We start from the raw sequence: 6,805 nt of genomic DNA on the forward strand, positions 1-6,805 counted from the left end.
CATGGTGACGCGGAGGCCAAGTCACAACGGCCGTGGGGACGGCCGGGACAGGGCGCGATTCCGCCTCGCCAAGGGGCACGGGGGGTGCTTGATGAATTTCAACGGGGAAAAGGGTGCGTGAGCACGCGGGCGTTTCACGAGAGGAGCTGAAGCACAGCGCGGCGGTCACAGTCGCCGTCCTGCTGGCTGTCGGACTTTTCGCGGCGTGGAACGTCCTGATCCCGGGCGTGGACGCGTGGGAGAACATCGTGGCCGCGGTCATCGGCTCGCTCCGGCTGACCGGCCCGGTGGCGGCGGCCTTCGCCGCCTGGGTGGCCCTGCGCAAGCGCCGGGCGCTGCGCGGGCGCTCGCTCACGACGTGGCGGGCGCTCAAGGCGCCGCTGGCGATCGTGATGGTGGTGCTGGGCTCGTTCGGGGCCACGGTGCTGGTGCTGGCCGTCAAGACGGTGCTCACCGACCAGGCGGGCCGGCTGAGCCTGACCGGGCTGACGATGGGCATGGCGGGGCTCGCGCTGTACTCCGTGATCGGGTGGGTGGCCGGCTGGGTGCTGCCGCGGCCCTACACCCCGCCGCTCGCGGGGCTGGCCTGCTACGGGCTGTTCACGTGGCTGGCCGACGACCGCGGCTGGGCCGACAAGCTGGCGCCCGGCACCGGCGAGCCGTACGACCTGTTCCAGGGCCTGAACGGGGCTCCGTTCTTCGACCAGACGATCTGGCTGCTCGGCATCACGGCGGCGCTGCTGCTCGGCTGGGCGGCGCTGGTCACCAGGCAGGCCCTGGTGCTGGCGTGCGCGCTGCTGTCGGTGCTGGCCGCCGGGATGGGCGTGTCGCGGGTGCTGGCCCAGCCGAAGCCGGCCGCGGCCGTGGACATCGCCTACGCCTGTCAGGAGTGGCCGATCACGGTGTGCGTGCATCCGGGGATGCGCGCGGGGCTGACCGAGCTGGGGGCGACGTTCACGCAGATCGCCTCGCGGCTCGCCGAGACGCCCGCCGCGTTCACGCGGGTGGAGCAGCGTCCGCTGGACGACCCGCTGAAGCCGTCGAATGGGCTGGCGCCGGTCCACGTGCCTGACCTGTCGTCCGGGTTCGCGGAGGAGGCGGCGTACGAGTACATCGAGACGCTCGCCCCGAGGTGCCAGAGCGCGGTCGCGGAGGGTTACCGGCAGATCGTGGTGGCCTGGCTGCGCGGCGAGCCGCTGCCCGGCACGCCACTGCCCGAGCACCACTACGCGACGACGGCGTTCTCCTCCTGGAGCGAGCACCAGCGCCGGGAGTGGCTGCGCATGTTCTACAGCGACTTCCAGAGCTGCCGGCTGTCGGGCACGCACTTCGGCGGCGGGCCCTCCCAGGCCCAGGTGGCGCCCCCGGTGTTGCCCGCCCCCGAGTCGAGCCACGCCTACCCGGTGTATCCGGGGCCCGCCGGCACCACGCCGGCCGGTTCCTCCCCCGGCACGCCGGGCGCGGGCGCCACTTCGGACGCGCCGCACTCCGGCTACACCCGGAACGCGCCCGCTGCCCGGTGGACGCCCGACACGTCGGGGGTGAGCTGGCCGGTCTTCGCCGCCGCGCCGCAGGAGCCGGCCCAGCCGGCGGCCCCGGACGTGGCGCCGCCCCAGAGCGGCACGCAGGCCCAGGGGAACACGCAGGCGCTGCCCCAGGACAGCGCTCGGGAGAGCGCTCGGGAGACCGTGCGGGAGCACGCGCCCGACCCGGCGCCGGCGTCCGAGCAGGTTCCCGCCTCCCACGCGCACGCCGCCCAGGAGGCCCCGGCGAACAGCCACGAATCGGGACCGAAGATGTCACCTAAGAGCCTGCACTGATGATCGGCGAACGGGTAGTCATGCTCGCATGACGACTTCCCGTACGGCGCCGCCCGAGGTGACTCCAGGACGGCGCCGCTGGTGGCGATACGCGGCGGCGTTCCTGGTGCTGGCGGTGCTGCTCGTGGTGGGCGGACGGCTGGCCTGGTCCTGGTTCGACCCGCTCGGCGAACGGACCGTCGACCGCAGCCAGCCGGCGCTGCTGCGCTCCATCAAGGACCTGAGCAGGTTCGAGGCCGCCACGGGCAATTTCCAGGTGGTCGTGGACCTCGAGAAGGACGCCGCCTTCCTGCCCGACGCGATCAAGGGGACGCGCACGCTCTTCGTCGGGGCCGGCGGGGTGGACGCCTACGTCGACTTCTCCGCCATGGCGAACGGCGGAGTGAGCATCTCCGAGGATCGCACCGAGGCCACCGTACGCGTGCCGCGCGCCCAGCTCGAGAAGCCGAACCTGGACAACAGCCGCTCGTACGTGTTCGCGCAGCAGCGCGGCCTGTTCGACCGGGTCAGCGACTTCCTGTCGGGCTCGCCCGGCGACCAGCGGGAGCTCTACCTGCTGGCCGAGAAGAAGATCAACGAGGCGGCGGTGGCGAGCGACCTGCGGGCCAGGGCCGACGCCAACACCAAGGCCATGCTGTCGGGCATGCTCAGGTCGCTCGGTTTCACGAAGGTCACGGTGAAGTTCACCGACGAACCCTGAGCCGGGGGCCTGGCTCCCGGTGCGCTCACCTGCGCCTTAGGCGCCTTGTGCGCCTCCCTAAGTACCTCCTCATCCGCACGGCGCCGAGAGATAAGGCATCCGCCCGATGTGCCGGAGGGGGCCTTAGGAGGAGTCTCAAGAGTGCAGAGAACGAGACAAGGGAGCCTTCGGATGAACGCCGAACTCGAATACACCGTGATGCAGCACCACGCCGCCGAGCTGCGGCAGGCCGCCGCCGAGCGGCGACAGGTGCACGAGGCGCGCAGGAACCGGCCCGAGCGCCGGCACCGCTCGTTCCTCGCCCGGTTCCGCGCCTCATGACCGCCCACACGCAGCCCGGCCGCACCCTCCCTCGCGGCCGGGCTGAGATGCCCCCTTAGGGGGGCGGTGGCGTCCCGGCCGAATTCCTGGTCGGCCTGGGGCGCAGCGTTCCGAGACCCCGGTCCCATTCCTGGTCGGACCGGGGTTTCGCGCTGTCCGGGGTGTCGCGGCGCGGATCGGGCCGGCTCTCAGGCGACCGTGATGACGATCTTGCCCTGGACGTGTCCCTCCGCCAGCACGCGGATCGCCTCGGGGACCTCGCCCAGCGCGTACGTGCCGCCGACGGCGGGCACCAGCTCGCCCGACCCCAGCAGCCCCGCCAGGAACCGGAGGTCGCCGAGGTCTCTCGACGAGAACATCGCGAGCGGCTTGCGGCGGCGGGTGAACGGGCCGATCAGGGCGGCCCTGAGCTGGCGGTCGGTCCCCGACAGCCAGGGCCCGCCGCCCTCACCGCCGATGATCACCGCCCGGCCGCGAACGTCGAGCGCGCGCCGCAGATGTGACAGGGGGCGGTTGCCCGCCGTGTCGAGGACGAGGTCGTAGCGGCGCGGCCCGTCCGCGAAGTCCTCGCGCGTGTAGTCGATGACGTGCCGCGCTCCGAGCGAGCGGACGAACCCGGCCTTCGACGGCCCGCACACGCCGGTGACCTCGGCCCCGAACATGCGGGCGAGTTGCACCGCGAACGACCCCACGCCGCCGCCCGCCCCGATGACCAGCACCCTGTCCCCCGTGCGCACCTCGCCCGCCGCGCGCAGCGCCTGGAGGGCGGCGGTCGCCGAGGTCGGGACGGCCGCGGCCTGCTCGAACGTGATGCCCGCCGGGATCGGCACGAGGCGGCCGGGCCGGGCGAGCGCGTACTCGGCGAAGGAGCCGTCGCAGGTGCCGAACACCTGGTCGCCGGGCTTGACGGTGGTCACCTTGGCGCCGACGGCGTGCACGAGGCCGGCGACGTCGCCGCCGAGCCGGCCCTTCGGGCGGCGCAGGCCGGTCGCGAGCCGGATGAAGTAGGGCTGTCCGGTCATCAGGTGCCAGACTCCCGGGTCGAGGCCGGCCGCGTGCACGCGTAAGAGCACCTCGTCGTCGCCCGGTTCGGGCCGCTCGACCTCCGCGTGGCTGAGGACGGAGGCGTCGCCGTACACCTCGTGCACGATCGCTTTCATGGGCTGTCTCCTTCGTCGGGATACTGGAACACGTCGTCCAGCGGCGCGCCGAACACCCTGGCGATCTGGAAGGCCATCTCCAGGGAGGGCGAGTAGCGGCCCTGCTCGATCGCGATGACGGTCTGCCTGGTCACGCCGACGCGGTCGGCCAGGTCTGCCTGGGTCATCTCGCCGTGCGCGAAGCGCAGGGCGCGGATCGAGTTCGTGACCTTCGTGGGCCTCACCATGCCGGCAGGCCCCGGCGGTAGGCGATGATCTTCAGCACGGACCCGACGGCCGTGGCCAGGACGAACGCCAGGTACAGCACGTTGGCGATGTAGAAGTGGTCGGCCTCCGCCAGCGCCAGCGCCAGCGCCGCCACCGCACCCGCGACGAGCAGCCCCCGGCCGACGTACTCGCCGTGGCGGTGGATCTCGCGGTCGCGGCGGTCCTTCCGGCCGGTCGGGTCGGGGGAGAGCACCGTGACGGCGATGTGCAGCACGATCGCCGCCACGACGGCGCAGCCAACGGTCCACAGGAGCGTGGCCGCGTACGGCACCTCGGCGAGCGGGACGTCGCCCGCCCGGCCCAGGATGATCACCACGTACGTCAGGTACGCGACGGGTGTGACCACGGCGGTGACCCACGCGCGTTTCTCTTCCGGTGTCATGCCTCGAATGTAAAACAGACAAGACACCGTGTCTAGAATTTTTTACATCCGCAGCTCAGAGGGCGGCTGGTGTCGCAGGCCCTGCTCGCTCGGTGCGGGCGCCTCGCTGACGAGACCTGACGAGCGCGGCGGCCGGCCGTCGCCCTCGGGCACCGGATCGAGGTCGACGTAGCGGCTGTTGCCGACGTGCCAGGCGAGGTTGGCGCTCATCCAGTGCCGCAGCCCCTCCACGTACGCCGCCGCGTCGGGCCCCGGCAGCCCCTCCCCCGCGAGCCGCTCGAAGGTCAGCACGCAGGCCGTGAGCTGGTCGTTGACGACGTCCACGGCCTCCTGGAGGTCACAGCCGAGGAAGGCGCGCACCGCCAGCACCCCGTTGTTGAGATGGCGTTCCGTCTCGATCTCGCGCCGGTAGGACACGATGTCGTTGGTCAGGTCGAGATGGTCGGCGTAGACGTCGACCAGTTCGCGCATGATCCCGCCGCTCAGCCGTTCCTCGGAGATGTCGAGTTCCTGGATCAACGCCACCAGGCGCGCCCCCAGCCCTCCGATGCCCTTCGCCACGCGCGACATCTCGATGTAGTCGATCGGATCGGGCACCCGCTGCCGCGCGCTGTTGCCCATCTCCCAGAGGTTGCCCGCCGCGAACGCCAGCACCTCGCGCCGCAGCACCTCCCTGAGCTCGTCCCGCAGCGTCGGCGAGGTGCGCTCCCACAGGTCGGCGAGGGCGCGCTCGACGCAGTTGCCCCCGGACGGCCACCCCTCACCGGGTGCGGGCATGAAACGGGGCAGCCGGCCGAGGAACAGGCGGGCGCCGGGGAGGTCGCGGCTCGCCTTGTACTCGACGATGAAGTAGTCGTCGAGCGCGAGCACCCAGGTGAACCAGAGCGCCATCAGCTCCAGCCGTTCGGGGGTGGCGTCGGGGCAGGCCATGGCGCACCAGTCGGCGAACCGCATGGCCTCGTACCGGTCGCTGGGCCACACCCCGCCCGGCGCGCCGACGATCCCCATCTCGTGCGCCCACGCCCGGCTCGCCTCGCGCGCCACCGCGCGGTGCGGGTTGACCCGCACCTCCCACGGCATGGTGAACTCCGGCAGCCGGAACGGGTACCCCGGCGTGTGCCGCTGCTCGGCGGGGCCCTGCGCCGGCCCCGTCGTGGGGGCGAGCGCCGGCCGCTCGGGGGCGGTGGCGGCGGCGATGTAGCGGCTGGAGCCCCTGTGCCACTCGCCGGTGCCGGACAGCCAGTCGGACAGCCCCTGGACGTAACGGGCGAACCTGCGCCGCTCCTCGGGATCGAGCCCGCGCTCCTGCATCAGCCGCGGGAGCTCGGTCGCCGCCAGGTCCTCGAACTGCCGCAACCGCGACATCCGCAGCTCGTGGACCCGCTCCGCGGCCTCCTGCGCGCCGCAGCGCAGGAACTGCTGGAACACCAGCACGCCGTTGTTGTGCTCGTCCTCCTCGCCGACCTCCCGCTGGTAGGAGCACAGGTCGTTGAGCAGGTGCACCCCGTCGGCGAAGGCGTCGCGCAGCCCCTTGAGCGGCCGCGTGTCGACCAGCTTCGCGGGCATCTCGGCATCGCTGACGTACTCGACGAGATCGGCCACCCAGGGCCCGACCCCGGACGCGCGGCGCAGGCCGATGTACTCGATCGGGTTGGGGACGCGGTCGTCCCTGATGTTGTCCAGCTCGCGCAGGCAGCCGCGGATGAGGCCCTGCGTGGATGCGGCGAACCTGCGCCGCCAGCCGGGGGACGACCCCGAGAACGTGCGGGACCACAGGCTGGCGAGCCCGTACTCGATCGGGTTCGACGGGGCCGGGGTGGCCGGGGAGTCGAACGGGGTGAAGCCGTGCAGATCATTGACGTGGTCCTGAGCCCGGCGGCGGGCGCGGGGCTGCTTGAACATCCGGGTGAAGTGGTCGTCGAACCAGTACGCCCAGACGTACCAGTCGGAGACCAGCTCCAGCTTGCCGGGGGTGGCGTCGGGATGGCCGTAGGCCGCCATCAGCGGGATGGCCATGGACTCGAACCGCACTTCGTCCCAGAGCGGCGCGCCCCACCGGTCGACCGGCTCGAACATGCCCATGTCCCTGGCCCACAACGTGGAGTGGGCGACCACGGAGGCGGCGAACGGGCTCAGGCGGGGCGGGGAGGACTGG

Annotated in this window: 7 protein-coding genes; 3 read left to right on the forward strand and 4 right to left on the reverse strand. The window is 72.3% G+C overall.

Going from position 1 to position 6,805, the window contains the following annotated elements:
• Positions 1-113 precede the first annotated feature (113 nt).
• From FAF44_RS02050 to FAF44_RS02060, 3 genes are all read left to right on the forward strand, one after another.
• Positions 114-1,820, forward strand: coding sequence for a hypothetical protein (locus tag FAF44_RS02050; RefSeq protein WP_237101236.1), 1,707 nt, complete (start codon positions 114-116; stop codon positions 1,818-1,820).
• Positions 1,821-1,848: 28 nt separating this feature from the next.
• Positions 1,849-2,520: a DUF4230 domain-containing protein gene (locus FAF44_RS02055; protein WP_237101237.1), complete on the forward strand. Its 672-nt coding sequence runs from the start codon at positions 1,849-1,851 to the stop codon at positions 2,518-2,520.
• 171 nt (positions 2,521-2,691) lie between these two features.
• Positions 2,692-2,841, forward strand: a complete 150-nt coding sequence (locus tag FAF44_RS02060; RefSeq protein ID WP_237101238.1) for a hypothetical protein — start codon at positions 2,692-2,694, stop codon at positions 2,839-2,841.
• A gap of 188 nt (positions 2,842-3,029) precedes the next feature.
• Here FAF44_RS02060 and FAF44_RS02065 read toward each other — a convergent pair whose 3' ends face one another.
• The 4 genes from FAF44_RS02065 to FAF44_RS02080 all read right to left on the reverse strand — a co-directional run.
• Positions 3,030-4,001: an NAD(P)-dependent alcohol dehydrogenase gene (locus FAF44_RS02065; protein ID WP_237101239.1), complete on the reverse strand. Its 972-nt coding sequence runs from the start codon at positions 3,999-4,001 to the stop codon at positions 3,030-3,032.
• On the reverse strand, positions 3,998-4,228 hold the full coding sequence (locus FAF44_RS02070; RefSeq protein ID WP_237101240.1) for a helix-turn-helix transcriptional regulator: 231 nt from the start codon (positions 4,226-4,228) through the stop codon (positions 3,998-4,000). Before FAF44_RS02070 ends, FAF44_RS02065 begins: the two co-directional genes overlap by 4 nt.
• Positions 4,222-4,650 carry a hypothetical protein gene (locus tag FAF44_RS02075; protein WP_237101241.1) on the reverse strand — a complete coding sequence of 143 codons (429 nt, stop codon included), beginning with the start codon at positions 4,648-4,650 and terminating at the stop codon, positions 4,222-4,224. Before FAF44_RS02075 ends, FAF44_RS02070 begins: the two co-directional genes overlap by 7 nt.
• Positions 4,651-4,692: 42 nt before the next feature.
• On the reverse strand, positions 4,693-6,805 hold a 2,113-nt coding region (locus FAF44_RS02080), incomplete at its 5' end, for a germacradienol/geosmin synthase (RefSeq protein ID WP_237101242.1).

This window comes from Nonomuraea sp. MG754425 (genome assembly GCF_021699195.1).
GTDB lineage: Bacteria > Actinomycetota > Actinomycetes > Streptosporangiales > Streptosporangiaceae > Nonomuraea.